General features: G+C 46.2%; 26 protein-coding genes. 13 read left to right on the forward strand and 13 right to left on the reverse strand.

Annotation, left to right across the window (positions count from 1 at the left end; translation table 11 throughout):
* Positions 1–47: 47 nt before the first annotated feature.
* Both IRJ16_RS09630 and IRJ16_RS09635 read left to right on the forward strand, forming a co-directional pair.
* A complete protein-coding gene (locus IRJ16_RS09630) occupies positions 48–605 on the forward strand; it encodes a DUF4256 domain-containing protein (protein ID WP_194111334.1) in 558 nt (185 codons plus the stop codon).
* The gene (locus IRJ16_RS09635) at positions 605–1,198 is read left to right on the forward strand and encodes a YdeI/OmpD-associated family protein (RefSeq protein ID WP_228079983.1); all 594 of its coding nucleotides are present in this window, start codon (positions 605–607) and stop codon (positions 1,196–1,198) included. Before IRJ16_RS09630 ends, IRJ16_RS09635 begins: the two co-directional genes overlap by 1 nt.
* Positions 1,199–1,317: 119 nt before the next feature.
* On the opposite strand, the gene IRJ16_RS09640 is transcribed toward IRJ16_RS09635, so the two are convergent.
* Complete coding sequence (locus IRJ16_RS09640) at positions 1,318–2,031, reverse strand: hypothetical protein (RefSeq protein ID WP_194111335.1); 714 nt, start codon at positions 2,029–2,031, stop codon at positions 1,318–1,320.
* A gap of 113 nt (positions 2,032–2,144) precedes the next feature.
* Between IRJ16_RS09640 and tyrS the strand changes: the two genes are divergently transcribed.
* The 3 genes from tyrS (at position 2,145) to IRJ16_RS09655 (ending at position 4,543) form a co-directional block, all read left to right on the forward strand.
* Positions 2,145–3,434 (forward strand): tyrosine--tRNA ligase, encoded by a 1,290-nt coding sequence (gene tyrS, locus IRJ16_RS09645; protein WP_194111336.1) that lies wholly within the window; start codon positions 2,145–2,147, stop codon positions 3,432–3,434.
* Between the two features lie 162 nt (positions 3,435–3,596).
* Entirely contained in the window at positions 3,597–4,091 is a 495-nt protein-coding gene (parS, locus tag IRJ16_RS09650; RefSeq protein ID WP_194111337.1) for a type II RES/Xre toxin-antitoxin system antitoxin, read from the forward strand.
* Positions 4,092–4,093: 2 nt separating this feature from the next.
* Positions 4,094–4,543 (forward strand): RES family NAD+ phosphorylase, encoded by a 450-nt coding sequence (locus IRJ16_RS09655; RefSeq protein WP_194111338.1) that lies wholly within the window; start codon positions 4,094–4,096, stop codon positions 4,541–4,543.
* A 101-nt stretch (positions 4,544–4,644) separates the two neighbouring features.
* Here IRJ16_RS09655 and IRJ16_RS09660 read toward each other — a convergent pair whose 3' ends face one another.
* Complete coding sequence (locus tag IRJ16_RS09660) at positions 4,645–5,715, reverse strand: M20 family metallo-hydrolase (protein WP_194111339.1); 1,071 nt, start codon at positions 5,713–5,715, stop codon at positions 4,645–4,647.
* Positions 5,716–5,880: 165 nt separating this feature from the next.
* Here IRJ16_RS09660 and IRJ16_RS09665 point away from each other — a divergent pair, with 165 nt between their 5' ends.
* The 3 genes from IRJ16_RS09665 to pafA all read left to right on the forward strand — a co-directional run bounded on the left by IRJ16_RS09665 (position 5,881) and on the right by pafA (position 9,213).
* Positions 5,881–6,621, forward strand: coding sequence for a tetratricopeptide repeat protein (locus IRJ16_RS09665; RefSeq protein WP_194111340.1), 741 nt, complete (start codon positions 5,881–5,883; stop codon positions 6,619–6,621).
* 79 nt (positions 6,622–6,700) lie between these two features.
* Positions 6,701–7,369, forward strand: a complete 669-nt coding sequence (locus tag IRJ16_RS09670; protein WP_194111341.1) for a basic secretory protein-like protein — start codon at positions 6,701–6,703, stop codon at positions 7,367–7,369.
* 137 nt (positions 7,370–7,506) lie between these two features.
* Entirely contained in the window at positions 7,507–9,213 is a 1,707-nt protein-coding gene (pafA, locus tag IRJ16_RS09675; protein WP_194111342.1) for an alkaline phosphatase PafA, read from the forward strand.
* Between the two features lie 8 nt (positions 9,214–9,221).
* Here the strand turns inward: pafA and IRJ16_RS09680 are convergent, their stop codons facing one another.
* The 5 genes from IRJ16_RS09680 to IRJ16_RS09700 all read right to left on the reverse strand — a co-directional run bounded on the left by IRJ16_RS09680 (position 9,222) and on the right by IRJ16_RS09700 (position 13,038).
* Entirely contained in the window at positions 9,222–10,319 is a 1,098-nt protein-coding gene (locus IRJ16_RS09680; protein ID WP_194111343.1) for a PAS domain-containing sensor histidine kinase, read from the reverse strand.
* A 174-nt stretch (positions 10,320–10,493) separates the two neighbouring features.
* On the reverse strand, positions 10,494–11,075 hold the full coding sequence (locus IRJ16_RS09685; RefSeq protein WP_194111344.1) for a fasciclin domain-containing protein: 582 nt from the start codon (positions 11,073–11,075) through the stop codon (positions 10,494–10,496).
* A 224-nt stretch (positions 11,076–11,299) separates the two neighbouring features.
* On the reverse strand, positions 11,300–11,638 hold the full coding sequence (locus tag IRJ16_RS09690; protein WP_228079986.1) for a DUF1801 domain-containing protein: 339 nt from the start codon (positions 11,636–11,638) through the stop codon (positions 11,300–11,302).
* 51 nt (positions 11,639–11,689) lie between these two features.
* Entirely contained in the window at positions 11,690–12,262 is a 573-nt protein-coding gene (locus tag IRJ16_RS09695; RefSeq protein WP_194111345.1) for a pentapeptide repeat-containing protein, read from the reverse strand.
* A 116-nt stretch (positions 12,263–12,378) separates the two neighbouring features.
* The gene (locus tag IRJ16_RS09700) at positions 12,379–13,038 is read right to left on the reverse strand and encodes a protein-L-isoaspartate(D-aspartate) O-methyltransferase (protein ID WP_194111346.1); all 660 of its coding nucleotides are present in this window, start codon (positions 13,036–13,038) and stop codon (positions 12,379–12,381) included.
* A gap of 153 nt (positions 13,039–13,191) precedes the next feature.
* Here IRJ16_RS09700 and IRJ16_RS09705 point away from each other — a divergent pair, with 153 nt between their 5' ends.
* The 3 genes from IRJ16_RS09705 (at position 13,192) to IRJ16_RS09715 (ending at position 14,368) form a co-directional block, all read left to right on the forward strand.
* Positions 13,192–13,518, forward strand: coding sequence for a hypothetical protein (locus IRJ16_RS09705; protein WP_194111347.1), 327 nt, complete (start codon positions 13,192–13,194; stop codon positions 13,516–13,518).
* Positions 13,519–13,669: 151 nt separating this feature from the next.
* Positions 13,670–14,008 (forward strand): hypothetical protein, encoded by a 339-nt coding sequence (locus IRJ16_RS09710; RefSeq protein ID WP_194111348.1) that lies wholly within the window; start codon positions 13,670–13,672, stop codon positions 14,006–14,008.
* Positions 14,009–14,044: 36 nt separating this feature from the next.
* A complete protein-coding gene (locus tag IRJ16_RS09715) occupies positions 14,045–14,368 on the forward strand; it encodes a hypothetical protein (protein ID WP_194111349.1) in 324 nt (107 codons plus the stop codon).
* Positions 14,369–14,643: 275 nt separating this feature from the next.
* Here IRJ16_RS09715 and priA read toward each other — a convergent pair whose 3' ends face one another.
* Together priA and IRJ16_RS09725 are read right to left on the reverse strand one after the other, a co-directional pair.
* Positions 14,644–17,130 carry a replication restart helicase PriA gene (gene priA / locus IRJ16_RS09720; RefSeq protein ID WP_194111350.1) on the reverse strand — a complete coding sequence of 829 codons (2,487 nt, stop codon included), beginning with the start codon at positions 17,128–17,130 and terminating at the stop codon, positions 14,644–14,646.
* 11 nt (positions 17,131–17,141) lie between these two features.
* Positions 17,142–17,528 (reverse strand): DUF423 domain-containing protein, encoded by a 387-nt coding sequence (locus IRJ16_RS09725; protein ID WP_194111351.1) that lies wholly within the window; start codon positions 17,526–17,528, stop codon positions 17,142–17,144.
* Positions 17,529–17,710: 182 nt separating this feature from the next.
* Between IRJ16_RS09725 and IRJ16_RS09730 the strand changes: the two genes are divergently transcribed.
* The gene (locus tag IRJ16_RS09730; RefSeq protein WP_194111352.1) at positions 17,711–19,282 is read left to right on the forward strand and encodes a hypothetical protein; all 1,572 of its coding nucleotides are present in this window, start codon (positions 17,711–17,713) and stop codon (positions 19,280–19,282) included.
* 155 nt (positions 19,283–19,437) lie between these two features.
* A complete protein-coding gene (locus IRJ16_RS09735) occupies positions 19,438–20,883 on the forward strand; it encodes a DUF5723 family protein (RefSeq protein ID WP_194111353.1) in 1,446 nt (481 codons plus the stop codon).
* A gap of 51 nt (positions 20,884–20,934) precedes the next feature.
* On the opposite strand, the gene tsaB is transcribed toward IRJ16_RS09735, so the two are convergent.
* From tsaB to rpmH, 4 genes are all read right to left on the reverse strand, one after another.
* Positions 20,935–21,621, reverse strand: coding sequence for a tRNA (adenosine(37)-N6)-threonylcarbamoyltransferase complex dimerization subunit type 1 TsaB (gene tsaB, locus IRJ16_RS09740; protein WP_194111354.1), 687 nt, complete (start codon positions 21,619–21,621; stop codon positions 20,935–20,937).
* A gap of 151 nt (positions 21,622–21,772) precedes the next feature.
* The gene (gene yidD, locus IRJ16_RS09745) at positions 21,773–22,015 is read right to left on the reverse strand and encodes a membrane protein insertion efficiency factor YidD (protein ID WP_194111355.1); all 243 of its coding nucleotides are present in this window, start codon (positions 22,013–22,015) and stop codon (positions 21,773–21,775) included.
* Positions 22,012–22,392 (reverse strand): ribonuclease P protein component, encoded by a 381-nt coding sequence (locus tag IRJ16_RS09750; RefSeq protein WP_194111356.1) that lies wholly within the window; start codon positions 22,390–22,392, stop codon positions 22,012–22,014. Before IRJ16_RS09750 ends, yidD begins: the two co-directional genes overlap by 4 nt.
* A 77-nt stretch (positions 22,393–22,469) precedes the next feature.
* The gene (rpmH, locus tag IRJ16_RS09755) at positions 22,470–22,628 is read right to left on the reverse strand and encodes a 50S ribosomal protein L34 (RefSeq protein ID WP_194111357.1); all 159 of its coding nucleotides are present in this window, start codon (positions 22,626–22,628) and stop codon (positions 22,470–22,472) included.
* Positions 22,629–22,745: the final 117 nt, after the last annotated feature.

Here is a 22,745-nt window from a genome sequence, read left to right on the forward strand (position 1 = left end):
GAATTAACCATATCACTAACTTAGCCTTACTCAAAATCAACAAAACAATGCCAAACCAATTAACACCCGCCGATAAAGAAGAACTACTAAGCACCCTCAAAACCCGCTTCGCCAAACACAAAGAACGCCACGAGGGCCTCAACTGGACCGACATCCAATCCAAATTAGAAGCTAACCCCGCCAAACTCCACACCCTCTACCAAATGGAACAGACCGGCGGCGAACCGGATGTGATCGGCACCGACCCGACCACCGGCGAATACCTGTTTGTTGATTGCGCAGCCGAAAGCCCCAAAGGCCGACGCAGCATTTGCTTCGACCGCGCAGCCTGGGAAAGTCGCAAGGAACACAAACCCGAAAACACCGCCGAGGATATGGCTGCCGAGATAGGCATCACCATCCTCACCGAACAGCAATACCGCGACCTGCAGCAATTAGGCAAGTTCGACCTGAAGACATCCAGCTGGGTGGCCACCTCGGATAATATCCGCAAGCTGGGAGGGGCTTTGTTTTGCGATAGGCGTTATGATACCGTCTTCACTTACCATAACGGCGCCGAGTCTTATTATGCAGCAAGAGGTTTTAGGGGGATGCTAAAAGTATAATGATGATAAACCCAAAAGTTGACTTCTACTTCGACAAAGAGACCAAATGGCAGGCCGAGATCCGTGAGCTCCGAGCCATCTGCCTTGACTGTAACCTTACCGAAGAACTAAAATGGGGCACGCCTTGCTACGTGGTCGACGGTGATAAGAACGTTGTGCTGATCCATGTATTTAAGGAGTACTGCGCCCTGCTGTTCTTTAAAGGCGCACTATTAAAAGATACCGACAACATCCTTATCCAACAGACCGAACGGGTACAATCCCAGCGTCAGATCCGCTTCACCAACCTGCAACAGGTGACCGATCTACGCGCTGCCATCAAAGCGTACATCTTCCAGGCCATCGAGGTAGAGAAAGCCGGGTTGAAGGTAGCCTTAAAAAAGACCGAAGATTTTCCGGTGGCGGATGAGTTTCAACAAAAATTGGATGCCATGCCTGCGTTGAAGACTTCTTTTGAAGCTTTGACACCAGGCCGTCAACGAGCTTATTTACTATACTTTACCGCACCAAAGCAGGCTAAGACCCGTGAGGCAAGGGTGGAGAAATGTATCCCGGATATTTTGCAGGGCAAGGGGTTGATGGACGGGAAATAATGTGGGCGTTGCCTTTGGCCCGGGCTATCCGCTTATACGCCCTCAGGCCTTAGCCACAGGGCCGGTATCCGCTACTATCCCTAACGCGGAGAAACAAAGCCTCCTCCCGACTTTTGACTTCAGACTTCTAACTTTTGACTTATTTCTTCAAATACCTGCATAAAGCTATCATGGATACCTAAGCGATAATCGATGATCACTTTGCTCATTGCCGCTTCCTGCTCGGGCGTGAATGGGTGCGCCCACACACGCATACAGATACGTTTTAGCGCGTAAGCCACTTGGGTAGCATCAACATAGGTCTCTAAATAACGGTGCCTTTTGAATGACTCGAAGAAATTGAAGAAGACGCGGGTATCGTCCATCCCGCTAAAGATTAGAAACTCTTCAATAACATCCTCTCTACAACTGCTCAGATGATCGTAAAACCCATGCACGGTTATCACTTTGGTGGTCAGCAACAGATTGTCCAGGATCAGTTCTATCGCAATATGCCCTAAAAAGAAGGGCTTTACAGGCGAGCCTTCGATCACGGGGCGCAGGGCAAGTTTTAGTCCTTTACTATGCGTCAAAAAGAACTCCGACGAATGGAAATGTTTGTCGATCTCCAGGTGTTTTTTCCAGCCCTGGATCAATGAGGCTATCTCGGGGTTATTGTGATGCAGCTTTTCGGGGTGGATAATGATGTTCTTATCGGCGTTCTTCAACAGGTCAGGCAGTACCGTACCAAGGATATGGTAGCAGTCGGCCGAGTGACGGTCAAAATAGTAGTGCGATAGAAAATTCATAGTAGCTGCTTGATGGCAAGATAGGGAAATTAGTTCATGGTTCATAGGTGATAGTTCATAGCGAACATGTTTAATGACGACCATCCAACACCTTTCGCCTTTAACCTTTCACCTTTAACCTCCAAAAAATTATCTTTGCCGACTATAAAATTTGTACGATGAACTTTGTTGAAGAATTACGCTGGCGCGGCATGCTGCACGATATTATGCCCGGAACTGAGGAGATGTTGAATAACGGCATGGCATCAGGTTATATCGGGTATGATCCAACAGCTGATTCACTGCATGTTGGCCACCTTACCCAGATCATGACGCTGATCCACTTTCAACGCGCGGGCCACAAGCCTTATGCTTTGGTTGGCGGTGCTACCGGCATGGTAGGCGACCCGTCGGGTAAATCGGCCGAGCGTAACCTGCTTACTACCGATATATTACAGCACAACCTGGACTGTGTAAAAGCCCAGTTAGAAAAATTTTTAGACTTTAATACCGGTGCCAACAGCGCCCAAATGGTCAACAATTACGATTGGTTCAAAGAGTTCAGCTTTTTGGATTTTATACGCGACGTGGGTAAGCATATCACCGTTAACTATATGATGGCCAAAGATTCGGTAAAGAACCGTATCAGCGGCGATACCGGCATGTCGTTCACCGAATTCAGCTACCAGTTGGTGCAAGGTTATGATTTTTACTACCTATGGAAAAACCATAACTGCTCGTTACAAATGGGCGGCAGCGACCAGTGGGGCAACATCGTCACCGGTACCGAACTGATCCGCCGTAAAGGCGAAGGTAAAGGCGAGGCATTCGCACTGACCACCCAACTGATCAAAAAAGCGGATGGTACTAAATTCGGTAAATCTGAGGGTGGCAATATATGGCTGGATCCGGCTAAAACATCGCCATATAAATTCTACCAATTTTGGTTGAATACGAGTGATGATGACGCGAAAAGCTATATCCGCATCTTTACCTTGTTCGATCAGGCAACTATTGAAGGTTTAGAGGCTGAGCACGATGCTGCGCCGCATACTCGCATCCTGCAAAAAGCATTGGCAAAGGATATCACTATCCGGGTGCACAGCGAAGCCGAGTATGAGAAAGCTACCAAAGCGTCGGAATTCCTTTTTGGGAATGTGGATATTCAGTTCTTAAATGAATTGAACGATGCCGAAGTATTAGGCTTGTTTGATGGTGTGCCGAACTTCAACATCGCCAAAAGCGACCTTGATGCCGGTTTGAACGTGATCGATCTATTGGCAGATAAGACGGCGGTATTCCCATCAAAAGGTGAAGCTAAAAAGATGATCACCGGTGGTGGCGTATCTGTAAACAAAGCTAAATTAGGTGGCGTGGATGATATCTTTAACACGACTAACCTGATCAATGGCAAATACTTGGTAGCTCAAAAAGGAAAGAAGAATTACTTTTTGATCATCGCAGAATGATAAGGTAGCCATAGAGCATAGCAAGAAAAACACAAAGGGCACAAAGCTTTCATTATCAAAAGTTTTGTGCCCTTTGTGTTTTTCTCACCTTTGTGAACTTCGCGGTTAATAAAAATTAAAAGAAATTTGCAACTACGACAAAAGAGTAATAAATTTGGATAAATGTCATACAAAACAAAACATACCGCCCACGATGAGGTTAATGAACCAATGGTAGCATATATGGTAGCCGGTTCGGATAATTCCTTTTATAGTTTGCTTGGCGGGATAAAGCCGGCACGTTTAAGTTCCGATTTGGATCTGCTTAAGCTTACCAGGGAGGGCTTGCCTAAAAAGGTGCTTACGGCATTGGCCAAAAAGATATCGTTAACCATTCAGGAGTTATCGGATATTATGCATATCAGCGAGCGTACGTTTCAACGTTATGATGATGACGCCGTTGTTAAAACCGAGTATTCAGAAAAAGCCATTGAGTTGGCCCGCTTATACACCCGCGGTCAGGAGGTTTTTGGTTCGATGGATAAATTTAAACGCTGGATGAAAACCCCAACGCATGTTTTCGGTAATGAAACCCCGATATCACTGTTGGATACCTCGGTAGGTTTTGATATGGTGCAAAGGGAGTTAGGCCGCATAGAGCACGGTATTTTTGCCTAAGGATGCTTGTTTATCGTATTACCCGAAACTTATACGCTAACGATCTGAGCGGAATGGGTGCCCGTTTATACGGCGGCCGTTGGAACAGCGTAGGCCAATCGATGTTGTATACAGCCTCGTCGCGCGCTTTAGCTGTTTTAGAATGTCTGGTCCATTTATCAGCTACACTTATCCCTGATGGTTTTTGCATCGTAACGATAAAAGTCCCCGAAGATATTTTCGAACCCGATACCGATATATTCCCGCCTAACTGGAACGCCTTCCCTGAGCCGGATATCCTTAAACGTACCGGCGATTTCTTTCTGAAAGAGAACCAGAACCTGCTGATGAAGGTACCATCAGCCATCGTGCAAGAAGAGTTCAATTATTTAATAAACCCCTTCCATCCTAAAACGGCACTGATAAAAGTAACGGATGTGGTGCCGTTCACTTTCGATACGAGGTTACTGTAGGACAGTTAACCGGTGATCGGTTGAACAGTTAATTAGTGAATAGATATAGACATTGTGACCAGTAAAAATATTCAACTGGTCACCGGTTAACCGATCACTGATCAACCGACCACTACTTGCGTCAGCATCTTAATATAAATATCTATCCCCTCACGGATCTCGTCTACATAAACAAACTCGTCAGCGGTATGTGAACGGGCCGAATCGCCGGGGCCTATCTTTAATGAAGGGATATCTAACAAGGACTGATCGGACGTAGTAGGCGAACCATATGTGGTGCGGCCTAATTTGATACCCGCCTGGACGATGGGATGCTCTTTTGGTATCGATGATGGCTTTAACCTTATCGAGCGTGGCTTGACATCACTCGTTACATGCTGGCGGATGATCTCTAAAACGTCCTCGTTACGGTAAGCATCGGTCACGCGTACATCAACTGTAAATACACAGTTAGCGGGCACCACGTTATGCTGAGAGCCGGCATTAATAATGGTTACCGACATTTTTACCGGGCCAAATACTTCGGACTCTTTAGGGAATTTAAAGTTGCGGAACCACTCTATGTCGGTCAAGGCTTTGTAGATGGCATTCTCCCCTTCTTCGCGTGCGGCGTGGCCGGCTTTACCGTGGGCTGTGCAATCTAATACCATCAAGCCCTTCTCGGCTATGGCTAAGTGCATTTGCGTCGGCTCACCTACTATCCCGAAGGCTAATTCGCCCAACTCGGGGATGATCAATTCTAACCCGTTCACTCCTGATATCTCTTCTTCAGCGGTGGTCGCTAAGCAAAAGTTATAGGCCAAATCTTCATGCTCGTAAAAATGCAGGAATACCATCACCAACGATACCAAGCAACCACCGGCATCATTACTACCTAAGCCGAATAGCTTTCCGTCCTCGATCGCCGCGTCGAACGGGTCGCGGGTGTAACCGGAATTTGGTCTAACGGTGTCGTGATGCGAGTTAAGCAGGATAGTTGGTTTAGCGGCATCAAAGTGCTTGTTCCATGCCCAAATGTTGTTCATCTTACGATGAGTAGTAACGCCCTGTTTGTTCAGGAATCTTTCCAGAACATCGCCGGTCTCTTCCTCTTCCTTACTGAAAGATGAGATACGGATCAGTTCCTGTAACAGAGATATAGCTTGCTGGTGTAGATGGTTAATGTCGGCCATAAATATAATGTTGCAAAACTAAGGCTTTTTTATGAAGCCAATATGAAGCTATTGTTAATTGAGCAAGGGCCATAACCTGTCATTATTGTTGTGTTAATATTGACAGAACGGCGAATATTTTTAACTTTGGTACATCACAAAACAAAGCTCCCAAGCACCTGCGTCATGAATTTTGCCGGCAATTATTACTACCTCGTCACCATAGGTTTGCAGATCATTTGCGGCATCCATTGTTTGCGCCGTGGCAGGGGTAACTGGCTTTGGCTGATCATATTTTTACCGGTAGTAGGCTCCATCATTTATTTTATCATGGAGATATTGCCATCAATGCGTACACGCGGTCCGCGTATCGACGTTGGCGCAATAGTTAACCCCGGCGCTAAGATCAAAAAACTGGAAGAGGATTTCCGCTTTACAGATACTTTCCAAAACCGGATTAAACTGGCCGATGCCTATCTGTCTTCGGGACAAACTGAGCAAGCTGTTGAACTTTATGAAGACGGCCTCACCGGGGCCTTTAAAGAAAATGAGCATGCCTTAGGTCAGCTTACGGTCGCCTATTATCAGTTAGAAAGATATCGGGACGCGGTCGACGCCGCATCAACCATTAGCCGTCATCCGCAATTTGTACGTTCGAAGGCGCATTTGTACCAGGCGCTGTCGTTAGAAAAAATGGGGCAATTGGATGCGGCTGATGCGGAATTTAAGAAGATGATCGGCCGTTTCTCTTACTATGAGCAACGTTATCATTACGGGAGTTTCCTATTACGCAACGGCCGGAACGATGAAGCCGGAAAGGTATTTACCGCAATGCTGGACGAAGAACAACAACTTAGCCCGATGGAACGCCGCGCTGCCAAATATTGGTGCGCTAAGGCCCGCACCGAGATGAAAGCAATGGCCTGATCTGCATCTATTTTGTAGTTTCCCCTATTAGATCACCGTCTACGGTTATATTTGCTGATGTAAAACACATCTGCATCTTATGAAAAAAATTTATCTGGCGCTATGCCTTATGCTATCTACCCTGTGCGCATCTGCACAATTGGTTAAAACTTATAACCAAAAAGGCTACACCCTTAATTTTACTAATAACGACCCAACTTTGGATTCCGTTGTGCAGCGCCGCATGATCGAGACCTTTTTTAAAGTGTATCCTGCCCTGGCTAACGAGTACAATAAAAACACAGCCAAAACGGTCACCATCGCTATTGACAAAGCTTATGATGGCGTAGCCGCGACCGGCGATGCTCATGTAGTGGTTAACCCTGAGTGGATGCGTAAGCACCCCGAGGATATTGACGTGGTTACGCACGAAGTAATGCACATTGTGCAGGATTATGGAGACACCAACGGCCCGGGTTGGCTTACCGAAGGTATTGCCGATTTTGCCCGCAACAAATTTGGTATAAACAATGCTGCTGCCAAATGGAGCATTGGCGGTTATAACACCAAACAGAATTATGATAACAGTTACAACGTTACCGCCCGTTTCCTGTACTGGATAGAAAAAAAGAAAAAGAAAGGCATTGTGCAGGTGTTAGATAAACAAATGCGCGACCACAAATATGTTGATACCGTATGGGCCGATCAAACAGGCAAAACGTTGGACCAGCTTTGGGTCGAATATGCTGCCAACCCGGATGTCAGCTAAAACCCAATGCAAACTCACAACATCCAACCGCCGGTAGCCATAAGCTATCGGCGGTTTCTGTATCGGCGGATTTACAATATCTTAATTGGTCGGTAATGTAAAATGGTTACTTTTATCCGTCTTATTTCAAATTTGTTATGACGTTCAAAATTTCTACCCCTATCAAAATGATAGCTTTAGCATCATTGCAACTGGTGGCTACGCTCACATTTGCACAAACTAAAGCTCCTGTAAAAACAGTTACATTACCTCGCCCCAAATTGGTCGTTGGTTTGGTGATAGACCAGATGCGCTGGGACTATCTGTACCGTTACTATGACCGCTATGCCGAGGGCGGCTTTAAACGCCTGTTGAACGAAGGCTTTAAATGCGAGAATCATTATATCAACTACCTGCCGTCGGCTACAGCCGTTGGTCATGCTTCTATATTTACAGGCAGCGTACCTGCTATTAATGGTATCGCCGGTAACGATTGGGTGGACCAGGCTACCGGTCGCGGTGTTTATTGCGTAAGTGACAGCACCGTTGGCACTATCGGTGCGGCAGGCAACGGCGGCAAAATGTCGCCGCGTAGTTTGCTAAGCAGTACCATGACCGACGAGTTACGTTTAGCGACCAACAACCGATCTAAAGTAGTAGGTATTTCTTTAAAGGATCGCGCCAGCATTTTACCAGCAGGCCATAACCCTACAGGTGCTTTTTGGTTTGACGATGCCAGTTCGCGCTTTATCACCAGCAATTACTACATGACCGAGTTGCCTGCCTGGGTAAATGATTTTAACAGCCAGAACAACGCCGAAAAACTTTTGGCTAATGGTTGGAATACGCTTTACCCGATCGATACCTACAAGCAGAGCACTGCTGATAATGTGGTTTGGGAAGGTAAATTTAGAGGCGAGACCACTACGGCATTCCCCCATAACGTGAATGAGATATTCAAAACCAACAAAGGCGTTATCCGTACCACCCCGTTCGGTAACACATTAACGCTTGATTTTGCTAAAGCAGCTATCGATGCCTACAAATTGGGCACCAGCGGTGATACTGATTTCCTGACCATCAATTGCGCATCTACCGATTATGTTGGCCACATGTACGGCCCGAACGCTATTGAGGTAGAGGATACTTACCTGCGTTTGGATAGGGATCTGGCAGCTTTCTTCAAGAACCTTGACGACAAGTTGGGCAAAGGTACTTATACGGTATTCCTGAGCGCCGACCATGGTGCATCGCATTCATACAAATTCAATCTGGAGAACAAGATACCGGCAGGATACTGGCACACCAGCGACTTTGTACGCAACCTGAATCAAAAGCTGAAAAGCGAATTTGGCGAAGATCGTTTAGTACTGTCGATCACCGAGTTTCAGGTGAACTTCAACCGTAATCTGATCAAAAAAGCAAAGATCAGCTACGACGCTGTTAAATATCGCTCTATAGAGATATTGAAAGAAGACCCGCAAAGTTTATTTGTGGTCGATATGGATAACCTTGCAGCAGCTACTGTCCCGGCAGTATTGAAAGAGAAGATCGTTAACGCCTTTAACTATAAACGCAGCGGCAGCGTAATGGTAGTACCAACGGCGGGCTGGATAGAGAACGGTGGCACGGGCACTACCCACGGCGAATGGAACGCTTACGACACCCACCTTCCGCTGATCTTTATGGGATGGGGTGTTCAGCCAGGTGTAACTTATGACAATACCAACCATACAGATATTGCACCTACCATTGCATCGCTATTGCACATCCAAACACCAAGCGGCAACATCGGCTCGGTGATACCGGGCGTGATCAAGGGCAGTCCGGCAGTTGCAGCCCCTGCCAAGCAATCAAGAAAATAATATAGATCTTAAAGGTGCTCGCGGAACGTGATCGTAAAGCGGGCACCTTTATTTACTTCGCTCTCCACGGCAATATCGCCCCCAAGACCGGTAACGTGGTTGTACACCAGATATAGGCCTATCCCCTTACTATCGGCATGCCCGTGGAAACTTTGGTGCAGACCAAATATTTTGTCCCGCACATTGTCCATATCAAAACCAAGGCCTTCATCAGCAAAAACCAACTGTTTCAGTCCGTCGTGATGGCGTGTGCTGATATTGATCTTGGGCGAACCATCGGGTTTAGCATATTTTATAGCATTGGTGAGCAGATTGATCAATATGCTTTCCATGTAACTTTTATTAAAGATCACGGTATCAAAATCATCGAACCGAATATCGATCACTGCGCCCGAACTTTGTATCAAACCGCTCAATGATCGCATAACGTTGGCCAAGCTTACGGCTATGTTCACCGGTTCGGTCTCTATGTTCAGCACATTCTTTTGGCCAAGCGCGTCTACATAATTGTTCAGTGTACCCTTTAATGCATCTGCGGCCATTTTAAGTACGGCTATAAATTCCAGCGTTTCGCGGTCCTCTATTTTCAATTTGTTCATCAACCCGAATATGGCCAGCAGGTTATTCACCGGCATGCGCAGATCGTGCGATGTAGTGTAGGTCAACTGTTTTAATTCGTGGTTGATGGCGGTAAGATCGGCCAGCATGGCGTTGCGGCCTTCTTCCTGTTTCTTCTTATAGGTGATATTTTTGGCGATGGCAAAAACCAATTGTTCGTCGGGTACGGGCATGGATGTCCAGGCCAGCCAAACTATTTCGCCGCTTTTGGTAACGTACCGGTTCTCGAAATTGAGCAGGGGTGTATCATGGCGTAACCTGTCGCGCTTAACATTGGTAACATCCTGATCATCGGGGTGGACGAAAGAGTTTATAGGGCGCGAGAACAATTCCGCTTCGGTAAAGCCCAAGGTTTTAGATACCGTTGGGTTTATCTTTTTAAAGTAGCCATCAAAACCGGCTATACAAAAAAGATCGGCCGACAGTTCAAAAAACCGTTCCAGATCATAACCGGCAACGAATTGCGTAATGCGGGTTTGTTCTTCCATTAGTTAGGGATCAGTTCTCAGGACGGCCTCCACCATCCCGTGCGATAAACATACATACTATAATTAATCTTACCGCATTAATTATTTGTTTGGCATACACACCAAAGTTTTATTACAAAAAAAGCCGCCCTGCAATTTGCAAGGCGGCCATATAAAGCTTAAATATTAAAAATGTTACTTGGTTGCCAGCACACCGTTAATACCATTAACAATGCCGTTCCCGCCTACAAGGTCATATAAAGTAACCTCGGCAGTAGCACCGGTAGCATTGGTAAGCACCAATGTTTGTGCCGGGCTGATAGACAAGGTCAAAGCCTCACCACCTAAAGTGGTCAATGGCACTTTACGGTCTTTGCTGGCCTTTAAAGCTGCAATGATCTCGGCCTTACCATATTTACCGCTTACTACGTGGCCCTTTAATACGGTAGCCAATTTAGCAGGATCTTTCATTAAACTATCCTGCGCGCCTTGCGGCAACTTGCTGAACGCGCTATTATTTGGCGCGAAGATGGTGTAAGGGCCACCCGCTTTTAAAGTACCCTCTAAGCCTGCTGTTTTAACGGCAGCGGCAGCTGTAGTATAATCCGAGTTGCTATTTAAAGCACCTACAACGTCGGCAGCGCCATTGGCAGCTGTGGTGGTTGCGGTAGTAGTTGTTGTTTCTTTTTTAGTGGTGTCGGTTGTTTGTGCCGAAGCCTGGTTTATTGTAACAGTTACAAGTACGGTTGCTGCGGCAGCTAAAATGAACTTTTTCATACGCTCGATATTTAATTTTTATTAGTTAATACGAGTAGAATATTTCCGTAAGTTACCTTTCCTTTTAGTGCACGTTTGTGTTAAATTATTGAACTATTAATAAATATTAAACGATATAGTTTGCTAAAAATTGCCTTTTTACCCTAAACGGCTGAAATGCAGCTGCAAAAATACATATAGTAAGGATGCATAAAGGCTGGTAAAAGGCTACTTGTAAAGGTTGATCATCGCTGCAAAACCTCATCAAGCAAAGCAAGGGGCATATCCTGGTTCGGGTCGATAGGCAAGACCTTCATCCGGGCGCGTTTATCCTGTACCAATAGCGGATGATCCATCGCCTTACCCTCTACAATACCGATGTATGGATGACGCGTTTTTTTTTCGCCCCATAAATAGCAGCACATTTTACCACGATAGCTGTAAAATGGCATCCCATATTTCAGGCTTTCGGTAAGATAGGTGTCTTGCTTTAATATATATGACCGTAAAAACAGCAGGCAACTCCGCGCAGGTTCGTCCTGCCGTGCAAAGTATTGGTCTATGGGTTGCAGGTCGGGTTGCATGGTGATGATGTTATTGGTATTCTGCTCCCCCTTTAGGGGGGCGGGGGGGGGCTAAACGATCTTCAACCCATACTTCTCCAACAATCCCGGTACGCCATCTAAAGAAAAACTCGCCTTCTTTACATTATTCAACTCCGGATCGATGCTGTAATTATAGGCTAATGTAAAGTTAGCTGATGACAGGTCGGTACCATTAAAGACAGCGCCAGACAGCTCGGTCTTATCAAAAACAGAATTGGTGAGGATGGTCTGCGTAAAGTTGACCTCCATTAACGATGAGTTGGCAAATTTGGTCTTCACCATCTTTTTACGCATGAACGACGAATAATCCAGAATGCAATTATCAAAAGCCACGCTGAACAGAAAGTCCTGGCAATCAAAAAAGTGCACGCCCAATATTTTGCAATCTTTAAAACGCACATCGCTTAGGGTGGTACCACCAAGCTTGACCATAGACAGGTTGCAACTCTCGAATACGCAATCCAAAAACTTATTGTTGCCCATATCGGCCTCGCTAAAGTTGCATTTTTTAAAGGTACAGCTCTGGAACTCGCCCCCCTTGGTCACCTGGCCCGAGTAGTCGAAACCTTCAAATGTTTTGTCTTCGTAGTGGGGTTGTTGCATCTTAACTGATATTCAATGATAATTAAACCACAAAGGCTTTTGGGTCCCCTATTAAAGCTTTGTGCTCTTTGTGTAAACCTTTGTGTCCTTAGTGGTTAAAATATATTCTTAATTAACTACCAAGCTTTATCCCCAACCAACGGCACAAAGCGGAAGGTATCCAGCACGATCTCTTCAAAATCGTTTTCGGCTACGCGCATTACGGTCACCATTTTTTGGGCTTTCTCGTTACCTACGGGGATCACCAGCATGCCGCCTATCTTTAATTGCTTTAGCAGGATGCCGGGTACTAAAGGCGCCCCGGCGGTGACAATGATCTTATCGTAAGGTGCGTGGGCGGCAATACCTATCGACCCATCGCCTAAAAAGAAGTTGGGTTTATAACCCATCTTTACCGGCAGCACCCATTTGGTACGCTCATATAGCTTTTCCTGACGCTCAATGGTGTACACCTTGGCGCCCAGCTCTAACAATACACAGGTTTGATAGCCCGACCCGGTGCCTATCTCCAGCACCTTGTTGCCGGGTTGTATGTGCAGTAGTTCGGTCTGGTAAGCTACCGTGTAGGGTTGCGATATGGTTTGCCCCTCTCCTATCGGGAAAGCAATGTCCTTATAAGCCTGCTCCCAAAAAGTTTCTGAAAAAAAGTAATGACGCGGCACCTTGCCAATGGCCTCCAGTACGCGCTCGTCGGCTATGCCTTTTTTACGCAATACGTCGACCAAACGCTTCCGCGCTCCCTTTTCCCTGTAATTATCAACAAACTTATAGGCCATTTCTCCTGCTAAAATAGCAAAAGTTCTGCATCGGGATCATGGCCGATATGGCCGTAATATTTAACGTTCTGACTATAAACTTTTAAAAATATACACATTCCGTTGTAGCATTCCGCTATGGCATACCGTAATCCCTATTAAACAGTACTACTAATGAAAAGAACGATACGGGCCTTTTGTTGCCTATTGATAATAGCAGCGACAAGCAGCCTGAACGCCTGTAAAAAGAACGAAGAGCCACCCATACTTAACAGCTATGCTACGGTAACCTTTCAGGGATTGATCAGTTCGGATGGTTGCGGTTATGTGGTCATTATAGATAACGTTACCTATCACCCCGAAAATTTACCTGAAGACTTTCGGGCCGACAATTTAAAAGTAAAAGTGAACGCGCATTTCACCGGCGAACGTTTTCAGTGCGGCCTGGCCGCCAACTTAAGTTATCCTATCATTCATATCAATAGCATCAGCAAGCGGTAGCGTTGAGGTTTATGCCCCGTGCCGGGGGCCAATTGCTGATCTTGATATGTCCGAACGAGCCGCGGGTGTGCAACAGCCTGCGGCTTTAGGAAAGCAACCTTTGTAACAGTTCCTGCATCTACCTATCTAAAAACAACATCACCTTAAAACAATGTTAAACATTAAACGCATTCTTTTAGCGGGCACTATGGCCTGCGCGCTTTTGGCCACCACAGGCTGCAAAAAATCAGACAATGGCAAACGCCGCATCATTGAAGCTAACGGCACCATTGTAAATGCCGGCCCGGTGGCGGCTGATGGTTGCGGCTACCTTTTGATGATAGACGGAGAACAATATCATGCCGATAACTTCCAAGGCATGCCCAATTTTGATAACAAAAAGGTGATCCTTGACGCTATCGTTACAGGCGAACGCTTTCATTGCGGATGGTCGGCCAATAGCACGCCGGGCTTGGCAGTTATCCATATCACCAAAATGATAACTTTATAAGGCGATGGTTGTTAACATATATTAAACAATACAGTTATGAGAACGTTAACAGCCATCATTGTCACCATATTCCTGTTAGGTTGCGCAGGACAAAAAGCCGCTGACAACGGCCTTAAGACCATCAAGAACGCCAAAGCCATGGTCATTAATACTGGTAGCCCTTTAGTAGACGGATGCGGCTATTTATTAGAGATAGACAGCGTGCGCTATCATGCAGACAACTTCGCCGACGACTCTACCCTCATCAACAAAAAGGTAAAAATAACCGCTACCATCACCGGCGAAACTTTCCGTTGCGGATTAACGCGGGACCCTAATGCGGGCATACCGATCATACATATTACGAAAGTGGAGAGATAGGGAGCAACAAACTTCGATATGCTTTTCTGCCTTACCTGTCATCCTGAAGCGTTTCCTACCCATGACAAGTTGTTCGAAATAATTCGAAGTCTCGCTTCCCCGCTTAAGCGGGGTCAGGGGTGTGTCCTTCACTTGCAAGGTTTGCGAGAGAACACACCCCTATGAAAGTTTCTGCTTGATGTTCGTTCAGTGCTTCCCCGCTCAAGCGGGGAGACTTGGGTTTGTCATCTCACCTTTAAAGTCCCGGCGGGAATCTATAAACAAAGAATTACATACTAATACGGGTCCACATCGGGCTGTATCACGCTGCCCTTGCTTAACTTAGTAGTATTGAACTGGGTGATCACATCCTTAATGGTCGCCCTAACTTTTGGCATCGAGATGTTATCTTTCTCGAATTTCAGGATGATGGTCTTAATAAAGTAATTGCGGATGCGACCTACCAAAGGATATTCCGGACCGATCACCCTATCATCAAAATGCTTGCGCAGGTCGCGGGCCAAAGCTTCGGCTTGGTGGTGCAGTATTTCGGGGTCTTTGTGTTTGATGTTGATCTCGATCAACCGATAGAACGGCGGATACTTAAAATTCTTTCGCTCAGTCATTTCGGTATTATACAGGTCCACATAATCATGCGCGATCACCTGCTGTATCACCCGGTGACCGGGATCATAGGTCTGTATCACTACCTTGCCTTGCTTGCCCCGCCGGCCGGCACGGCCGCTCACTTGAGACAGCATTTGGTAGGCCCGCTCGTTAGCTCTAAAATCGGGATACTTTAACAGACTATCGGCACTGATGATGCCGATGACCGTAACCGATGCAAAGTCCAAACCTTTGGCTACCATTTGGGTACCTGCCAGGATATCAATACGGTGCTCGTCAAGATCGTTCAGGATATTTTGGAACGCGTTCTTGGAGCGGGTGGTGTCCAGATCCATCCGGGCAATGCGGGCATCTGGGAGTAGTAATTTCAGTTCGGCCTCTACCTTTTCTGTTCCGAAGCCTTTATATTCTAACTGTGTAGACCCGCAAGCCGGGCAGATATTCGGCGAATCCTCTTTGTAGCCGCAATAGTGGCAATGCAGTTTACCGCTGCTTTTATGGTAGGTTAAACTTACATCGCAATTGATGCATTTGGGTGTGTAGGCGCATATCTTACAAAGCATGATCGGCGCGTATCCGCGGCGATTTTGGAACAGGATCACCTGCTCTTTATTGGCCAACGCGTTATTTATATCCTGCATCAGCACACTGGTAAAGTGCGACTGGATAGTTTTTTTCTTGGTCTCTTCGGTAATGCTGACAACTTCTATCAGCGGCATCTCTACCCCCCCAAAACGTTCGGTCAGTTTCACCAGACCATATTTGCCATTGTGCGCATTATAAAACGACTCGAAAGATGGCGTAGCCGAACCCAGCAACACCTTAGCCCCATACATGTGGCCGAGGTAAATACTGGCATCGCGGGCATTATAGCGGGGAGCGGGGTCAAATTGTTTATAGGAATTTTCGTGTTCCTCATCCACCACGATAAGTCCCAGATCTTTGAACGGCAAAAACACCGACGACCTTGCACCCAGCACCACGCGGTATTGCCCGCTCAGTACTTTTTGCCAAACCTCCACCCGTTCGTTATCATTAAAGCGCGAGTGGTACACGCCAATGGCGTTACCGAAATATTTGCGCAAACGCTCTACGATATGAGTGGTGAGCGCGATCTCTGGCAGCAGGTATAGGATCTGTTTGCCACTGTTCACCATCTCCTCGATCAGGCGGATGTATAGCTGCGTCTTACCTGCCGATGTTACACCGTGAAGCAACAGCACATCTTTTTGCTCAAAACCTTGTTTGATCTCGTCCAGCGCGGTCTGCTGTGCGGGACTCAATTCAAAATTGGCTTCCAGGTCGTCTGCATCGTGTACCAATCTACTTACGATCTTTTCCTCAGCAAACAGGATCTCTTTTTCTATCAGCGACTTGATGGCCGCCGCACCGGCTCCACTGGCCTCTACCAGTTCGCTTTTCGATATGGTTTTTTGGCTGCGCGATAGCTGGATATATGCTAACACAGCATCGGCCTGCTTAGGCGCACGTTTCTCTAATATCCCGAATAGTTCCCTCAACTGGTCCTGATCCCGATAAATAGGATTTAGTGTAATGAAGGTGCGTACCCGTGGTTTGTAACGGTCGCTCACCTCTTCGGATATGTTGATGATGCCTTTTTCGAACATCATCTTCAGTATTGGCATTACCGTTTTTTGGCCAAGCAATTTGGCAATGTCGTTAACGGTCAGTTCGGGCTGTAGTTCCAACGCGTCAACGATCAGGTATTCGCGGTCGTTAAGGGTTGTTTTATCTACCGGATATTCTTTATTGAGTTCTACCTTGGTCTCGCTGGCCAATTTTAAGGCAGTGGGCAGGGCGGCGTTCATCACCTCGCCAATATTACAGAGGTAATAGTCGGCTATCCAGGCCCAAAACTGTAACTGGCGTTGATGCACCACCGGTTCGGCATCAAGTACATCGATAATGTATTTGGCCTCGTACTTTTCGGGCGCTTGCTCGCCAATGCCGGCTACAATGGCCGTGTAGATCTTGCTTTTACCAAATTGCACCACTACGCGCTTACCAACGGCTATCTGATCGTTAAGATCATACGGCACGCGGTAGGTATAATTTATAGCGATACCCAGGGGCAATACTACCTCAACAAAAAGCGTTCTCCTGTCGGTATGTTCACTCCCGGTAAATTCTAACATCGGCAATAAAATTACTTGTTACGGTATGCGGCCAAAGCCAAAGTTACCCAGCCGGCAATAAACAAAAAGCCACCAACCGGAGTGATCGGACCAAGGATATGCAGCCACGAAATATTCAGCACATCGCGGCAGGACAACAGGTAAAGCGACCCCGAAAAGAATATGATACCGGCCGTGAACAGATAAAAACTGGCAGCGATCAGCCCGGTCTTGAACCTGGCAAAAGTAGACAGGAACAACAACGCGAACACGTGGTAAAAGTGGTATTGCACCGCTGTGTGCCAGGTATCCAAATGTGCGGGGGTAAATACGGCTTTAAGCGCATGTGCACCAAAAGCACCCAAAACAACGGCCAGCATACCAAAAAAAGCTGCGGTGATAATGATCTGTTTATTCATTACAATAGATAATGGGGCTAAGTTACATTATCGGCACTAATTTTCTCTATTGATAACAAATTACACAGATCGGCTAATAAGTACAGATCCGCACAATTTATGTCCCGCCAGATTGTGTAATTCGTGCATTGCGCTTCAATTGGCGGCTTAATTTCCTACATTTGAAAGTCCCCCGGGTAAATATGAAAAAGCATATCATCATCACTATAATTTTACTGGTCGCGGTGGTGGCCGTAACGGTGGTGTACTTTAAAAATTTGAACACCACTACTGCATCCAGCACCGGCAAAGTGATGGAGAGCATCCCCAATACCGCCGGACTTGTTTTTGAATTTGGTAACGATGCCGGTTTTTACGACATCTTTAAAGACAACGACCTGTTGACCAACATTGCCGGCAAACAAAAAATGCAGGAGTTGGACCTGCTCCGCCGTAAGTTATTGAACGCCCCGTTGCTGAAAAACTACTTTAACGATCAGCACATCTACGTTTCTATACACGGGCAACCTGCCGACAGCATCAGTTTTTTGATCACCGTGGCAGGTTCGGCCATTTTTAGCAAAACGCATATAGCTGAGTTAGCCAAACAAGCCAAAACCGGCCTAAAGATCACCGACACTAAACTGGGCGGTAAAAATGGTTACAGCATTTATCTCGATAGCCTTAAAAAGACCTTCTATGTGGCCGATAAGGGCAACAATATCTTCTCGGGCAGTTTCTCTAAACCATTGGCCGAGCAAAGCGCCGGTTACAAACCAGCCAAGGGCAGCATTAACTATTTGCAGATACCCGACCAGCAGAATAATAACTCGCTGGCCAACCTATATGTTAATTATGAGCAGCTGACACCGCTGTTCGATATGTTCTTTAAGTCGACCAATAACAGCGTTTTAAAGACCTTGCGGATGATGCCGGGACTGGCAGCGCTCCCTATAAATTATCGTAAGGATGCGCTGATCTTTAATGGCTACACCAACATACAGACCGATAAGCGCCTAAGCTATGCCACGCTCTTCCGCAAGCAACAGCCAACTGTATCCAAACTGAAAGACCTGCTGCCATCGACCACGGCCTTGAGTACTTGCTTTACCTTGTCGGATGTTAAAAAATTCGCTCAGGATCTGGATCAGTTCCATAAGAACGCTGGTCTCGAGGCAGAAAAAAATACCCTGTTCAAAAAGGTAAAAGACGAGAGCGGCGTATCGTTACCCGGCAAATTCAATGGTCAGTTAACGGGCGAGTTTGCTGTAGTGACCACCCGCTTTGACGAGAAGTTCGCGATCATCCCCATCAAAGACCCGCAGTCGACGCGGCAACTGATGGTCAGCATCAGCAATATGGCTACTGATGATGTGGGCCAGTTCCGCTACAACAAATTACCGTTCTTTTTATTGGGCGATGCCTTTAGCGTGTTCAACCACCCTTATTTTATGATATTGGACGGATACCTTATCCTATCCAACAGCCAAAACGAGCTGAACAGTTTCAAGGATAGTTACGATAACGACAAATTTTTGAACCGTACGGACGGTTTCCAGAAATTTGATAACCTACTGGCCGAACGCTGTAATGTGAGCTACTTAATACACTTCCGCAATGTTTATCCATTGCTTAAACGGGATATGAAACCCTCATACTCAACACTTTTTAACCCCGATGGGCAAATTGGTGATAGGCTGCAGGCCTTATCGTGGCAGCTGAGCGGCGCCGACGGCAGCTATTACACTAACTTTTGCTTAACATTTAACGACTGAATTACTTGTTTTAGTAACAATTAATTTGCCATCGTTAACAACAATTAGTGTTATTATTGCGTATAACATCACTAAACGAATTATTTTTAAAGGACTAAACGTATATCTCATATCAAGATATATACAGCCGATAAACCGAGCTATTGACTACACGGATGAACAGATCTTTTACCGGCTTATTCTTTCTATTCTCTCTCCTCCTGTTTAGCCAAAGGTTGTCGGCTCAACAATTTTCGCATTACAATACGGGTACCCTGTACGACTCTTTCGAGAACCCCAGCCAAAAAATTTTCATTGCCGACTCGAGCCGCAGGTTCGCCTTCAACTTATTTGTACCTAACTTTAATGTAGACTTTACGTTGGCCGGCAACTCGCAATCAGCATTAAAAACCCGCGCCTTTATCGGTTATTATGACGACAGCAAAATAACCCTGGGGCAAAATAACTTTAACTACGCCAACGCATCTTTTAACAGCTATTGGTTTATGCTTAAGGTGCACCGCAGCTTAGACGGCGCTAAAGAATGGGGCGTTTTTGCCCGCACCAAAGCCGAAGGACACGGCCAATACCCCGACGAATCTATAGCTATACTGAACGATGATAATCAGTTCGGTAATGTCCAGTCCAACTTTTTTAACGCACGTTATAATTACCAAGTTTACCACCAATTGGGGTTGACCTACCGCGAAGACCTGGACGAGCAACTATCCTTTGGTGTTAAAGTAGGTGCTATCTTAGGCGTTGTAGCCAACAGGGTAAATATCTACCGAAGCGTAATCACTTATGACCGCCCCAACGATCAGGCGTTCTTAAGTTTGGCCGGCACGTATCGTGCCAGTTTTCAGCCCGGTAATTTTACCTCGCACGATCTGCTGCCAACCTTCCGCAACCCCGGCGCTTCTATCAGTTTTGGATTAGGATACCTTACAGAAGATAAATTCAAATTTCAATTTAACGTTAAGGACCTGGGCTTTATCCGCTGGAACAACCAGTCGGCCGTTGGCGAGTTTGATAATACCGGTATCATACAGGATCTATCGCTACCTAATTTAGAGGCCCGTACTGCCCGCACCGCCCTTTCTATTGTGCAGAATAATGGTGTACAAAGGGCCTATGTAAGTAATACCAACTCTTTAGCCGAAGGCAGTGTGGCGAAATCGTTTTGGATAGAAAGTATTACCGCTAAATACACGCCAACCTTTATCGCATCGAAAGAGCTGTTTTACAAGGGCTTTACCGGGGCTTTAGTGAACCACCTGCAGTACCGCAATATTATTGGCACCGTTACGGCATCATACAGCGATATGAAGTACATGAACATGGGCCTACAGTTCATGGTCAAGTCGCCTAACGTAGAATTTTTTATCGGGTCCGACCGTGTTGGTCAGACGTTAGGATTAGCGCGCGAAGCTTACCAACCAAAGCTGGGCGAAACCTTTGCCAACAACAAGTATACGGGTGCTAATTTTTATCTGGGCTTCTCGCTCAAATTCGGTAATATTTTAGAGCATCCATTAAATGCCAGCTACATCCCTATGGGGCCTAAACGCAGCATCTTTAGAAAACTGCGTGAGCGTATCACAGGCAAGGATTATCAATAAGTCCGGAGTCGGAAGTACGAAGTCGAAAGTCGGCGGAGCGGTTACCTATTTCTAAACAGACTTTTTCACCCCGGCAATAAAATCTTTCAGATAGTAGGGTTCAAAGTAGGCAACATCCTGAAATTCTTTAGCAGCCAATTTAACAGTGGCTTCGGTAGTAATATCGATAGCTGAATTAGCGAAGCCGTCTACAAAGCTTGCGTTCGGATGGGTAACGGTCTCACGGCATTTCATAGCACCATCGCCAAAAAAGATGATCTGGTGATCGGCTAACAGATCGGCAAAACTATCTCCGTCCACAATAACAGCCTCGGTCGGCATTACTTTGTTTCCTTTAGTATCGAACATCGCCGCGAACACTTCCATCCGGCGGGCATCGATCATAGGGCAAAGCAAAGTGTTATCTGTTAGCTCAGCACCTAAGCGAATTGCCATGCCATCAGCCATAGCTTTAAGGCTTTCTACCGCGATGAGTGGTTTATCCAGTGCAAAGCATAAACCTTTAGCGGTAGAGACGCCAATACGCAGACCTGTATAAGATCCCGGCCCGCTGCTTACAGCCACCGCGTCCAGATCAGCAAGGGCGATACCAGCCTCAGCACATACATCCTGAATGAACAGCGTCAACACCTCGGCATGTACATTGCGCTGATCTAATTCTTTTTTAGACATAACGATACCATTGTGCGATAGCGCAACGGAGCAGGATGTAGTGGCGGTCTCTATTTGTAGGATCATTTTTAAGTCTTAAATTCTGAGTCTTAAGTCTTAAGTCCGAAGTGCTAAGTCTTAAGTCCGAAGTACTTACCAAAAATGACATCCATCATTTCTGACTTAAGACTTCTGACTTGAGACTTCCGACTTAAGACCACTGACTTAAAAGACTTCCTCACGGTACCGGATCGTGCCCATGCCCGCCCCAGGGGTGGCAGCGGCCTATCCGTTTCAAAGTTAACCATCCGCCTTTAAACGGGCCGTATTTTTTTATGGCTTCGGCACCGTAAGCAGAGCAGGTAGGGTTATAGCGGCATTGTGCACCCAAAATTGGCGATAGCAAGATCTGGTACAGCCGTATCAGCAGCAAAAATATGCCGCCAATACCGCGCTTGATCATATCCCACAGCCACATCATTTGGCAAGCTGTTGTGAGAGCAGACCGAACATCTTCAGCATTTTTTTCTCTATAGTGATATAGTCAAGCACCTCGGTGCCTACGTATACCAACGAGAGGGCCAAATGCTTATCCATAGCGGTAAGCTGATCGTAAAGTTGTTGTTGTTTGTGCAGACGGTAAGCCTCGCGCATGCGGCGTTTAATGAGGTTACGATCCACGGCGTGTTTAAAACGCTTTTTAGGAGCGGCAAATACCACTTGTGCCGGAACGCTGAACCGATCGGTGAACGCCCAGGACACCTTGTAAGGATAGCACAAAAAAGAAGAACCGCTACGGAAAAGCCCATCAATGATGGTCTTATTACATAACCGTTCTTCTTTTTTAAAAGTGTACATGAGAGCTTTGATATGACCTGGTATGACCTATTGCATAGCCGGCCAAACTCCATTACCGGAGCAAGCGATCAGATGTACTATGCTTTGTGACGACGCTCGTCAGATACTGATAATCTTTTTCTGCCTTTAGCTCTTCTCGCAGCTAAAACCCTTCTGCCGTTAGCAGATGACATACGCTCACGGAAACCGTGTTTGTTTCTTCTTTTACGCTGAGATGGCTGGAACGTTCTTTTCATGACTTTATTTTCTTATACTTTCCCTTTTAAAACAGGAGTGCAAATGTAGCGGTTTTGTTTTTTATTATCAAATGAATTTAAAAAAAATGAGAAAGGCGTAATGCCAAGTGCGAAATG

The organism is Mucilaginibacter myungsuensis (assembly GCF_015222005.1).
Taxonomy (GTDB): domain Bacteria; phylum Bacteroidota; class Bacteroidia; order Sphingobacteriales; family Sphingobacteriaceae; genus Mucilaginibacter; species Mucilaginibacter myungsuensis.

Bases quoted from the DNA above. Each gene is read 5' to 3' on its own strand.
- IRJ16_RS09630 (WP_194111334.1), top strand. From the start codon at position 48: ATGCCAAACCAATTAACACCCGCCGATAAAGAAGAACTACTAAGCACC.
- IRJ16_RS09635 (WP_228079983.1), top strand. From the start codon at position 605: ATGATGATAAACCCAAAAGTTGACTTCTACTTCGACAAAGAGACCAAA.
- IRJ16_RS09640 (WP_194111335.1), bottom strand. From the start codon at position 2,031: ATGAACCATGAACTAATTTCCCTATCTTGCCATCAAGCAGCTACTATG.
- tyrS (WP_194111336.1), top strand. From the start codon at position 2,145: ATGAACTTTGTTGAAGAATTACGCTGGCGCGGCATGCTGCACGATATT.
- parS (WP_194111337.1), top strand. From the start codon at position 3,597: ATGTCATACAAAACAAAACATACCGCCCACGATGAGGTTAATGAACCA.
- IRJ16_RS09655 (WP_194111338.1), top strand. From the start codon at position 4,094: ATGCTTGTTTATCGTATTACCCGAAACTTATACGCTAACGATCTGAGC.
- IRJ16_RS09660 (WP_194111339.1), bottom strand. From the start codon at position 5,715: ATGGCCGACATTAACCATCTACACCAGCAAGCTATATCTCTGTTACAG.
- IRJ16_RS09665 (WP_194111340.1), top strand. From the start codon at position 5,881: ATGAATTTTGCCGGCAATTATTACTACCTCGTCACCATAGGTTTGCAG.
- IRJ16_RS09670 (WP_194111341.1), top strand. From the start codon at position 6,701: ATGAAAAAAATTTATCTGGCGCTATGCCTTATGCTATCTACCCTGTGC.
- pafA (WP_194111342.1), top strand. From the start codon at position 7,507: ATGACGTTCAAAATTTCTACCCCTATCAAAATGATAGCTTTAGCATCA.
- IRJ16_RS09680 (WP_194111343.1), bottom strand. From the start codon at position 10,319: ATGGAAGAACAAACCCGCATTACGCAATTCGTTGCCGGTTATGATCTG.
- IRJ16_RS09685 (WP_194111344.1), bottom strand. From the start codon at position 11,075: ATGAAAAAGTTCATTTTAGCTGCCGCAGCAACCGTACTTGTAACTGTT.
- IRJ16_RS09690 (WP_228079986.1), bottom strand. From the start codon at position 11,638: ATGCAACCCGACCTGCAACCCATAGACCAATACTTTGCACGGCAGGAC.
- IRJ16_RS09695 (WP_194111345.1), bottom strand. From the start codon at position 12,262: ATGCAACAACCCCACTACGAAGACAAAACATTTGAAGGTTTCGACTAC.
- IRJ16_RS09700 (WP_194111346.1), bottom strand. From the start codon at position 13,038: ATGGCCTATAAGTTTGTTGATAATTACAGGGAAAAGGGAGCGCGGAAG.
- IRJ16_RS09705 (WP_194111347.1), top strand. From the start codon at position 13,192: ATGAAAAGAACGATACGGGCCTTTTGTTGCCTATTGATAATAGCAGCG.
- IRJ16_RS09710 (WP_194111348.1), top strand. From the start codon at position 13,670: ATGTTAAACATTAAACGCATTCTTTTAGCGGGCACTATGGCCTGCGCG.
- IRJ16_RS09715 (WP_194111349.1), top strand. From the start codon at position 14,045: ATGAGAACGTTAACAGCCATCATTGTCACCATATTCCTGTTAGGTTGC.
- priA (WP_194111350.1), bottom strand. From the start codon at position 17,130: ATGTTAGAATTTACCGGGAGTGAACATACCGACAGGAGAACGCTTTTT.
- IRJ16_RS09725 (WP_194111351.1), bottom strand. From the start codon at position 17,528: ATGAATAAACAGATCATTATCACCGCAGCTTTTTTTGGTATGCTGGCC.
- IRJ16_RS09730 (WP_194111352.1), top strand. From the start codon at position 17,711: ATGAAAAAGCATATCATCATCACTATAATTTTACTGGTCGCGGTGGTG.
- IRJ16_RS09735 (WP_194111353.1), top strand. From the start codon at position 19,438: ATGAACAGATCTTTTACCGGCTTATTCTTTCTATTCTCTCTCCTCCTG.
- tsaB (WP_194111354.1), bottom strand. From the start codon at position 21,621: ATGATCCTACAAATAGAGACCGCCACTACATCCTGCTCCGTTGCGCTA.
- yidD (WP_194111355.1), bottom strand. From the start codon at position 22,015: ATGATGTGGCTGTGGGATATGATCAAGCGCGGTATTGGCGGCATATTT.
- IRJ16_RS09750 (WP_194111356.1), bottom strand. From the start codon at position 22,392: ATGTACACTTTTAAAAAAGAAGAACGGTTATGTAATAAGACCATCATT.
- rpmH (WP_194111357.1), bottom strand. From the start codon at position 22,628: ATGAAAAGAACGTTCCAGCCATCTCAGCGTAAAAGAAGAAACAAACAC.